Raw genomic sequence first — 867 nt, forward strand, 5'->3', positions numbered from 1 at the left:
CCCATAGATGGCTACTCCTCCCTTGTAGGGTAGCCCTCTTCTCTAAAATCATTCCTTCTTGATTTTTGGTTGTGTCCTTTATTGCTACGTTTCGTTTGTTTCTAACAAGGGATCTCCACTGCCTTATTTATTGCCTCTTCTCAATGAATAGGGGATATCCGGTGGAGAACACCTTCTAAGGGTAGTAAATCACAACGAGTGATTTTATAGAAGAGCAATCCCGCTCTTTACAACTGAAATCGTTATACGTCTTTATAATGCGCAGTTGTCAGACAATACAGAGAATTCAGACACTGGAACATTTTTTCTTTAGTCGAGTTGTATTGTCTCCTTATTAATTATTAAGTCGAAAGGCTTGGTAGTGATAAGAAATTCCAATAGGCGAACATTCATCCTAAGCGTGTTTTGCAACGACACGGAATGATCCCCAGGCTGGTTTATAAGATTTCCAGCTATCCCAAAGAAGCGGCTTTATTGCCGCTTTCTTTTTACCCACAGTAACAAAAACGTTATAAATACGAGGAAACGACAATGTTTCTGATGAATAAAGGTGAGAGTTTGACACTCTCTGATGAAACTATTACGGCAGTTTCTAAGCTACTTAACATTTCTAAAGAAGAGCTAATCAAAGAAACTGAACGTTTATTTAAAACCAAAGCAGCTAATAAAGATACATCCTACGGATTGAAAGACAAGTTATCAGCATTAGCGGCAAAGAATAAGGACTGATAACACAATGTCATTTAACGACCTAATCCGAGCATCAGTGGTTTGCTACGTAGCAGATGGTATTTTGCAGGATTCTTTAATCAAACTGGATGCTGGTATCTCTACCGATCTCCCTGTCGGGGCTGTGGTGGACGAAGA

Annotated in this window: 1 protein-coding gene; it reads left to right on the forward strand. The window is 39.4% G+C overall.

Features of this window, described 5'->3' with window-relative positions; genetic code table 11:
- Positions 1-531: 531 nt before the first annotated feature.
- Positions 532-729: a hypothetical protein gene (locus IPZ49_RS23000; protein ID WP_032625265.1), complete on the forward strand. Its 198-nt coding sequence runs from the start codon at positions 532-534 to the stop codon at positions 727-729.
- Positions 730-867: the final 138 nt, after the last annotated feature.

Source organism: Enterobacter cloacae complex sp. S2, assembly GCF_015159675.1.
GTDB lineage: Bacteria > Pseudomonadota > Gammaproteobacteria > Enterobacterales > Enterobacteriaceae > Enterobacter > Enterobacter intestinihominis.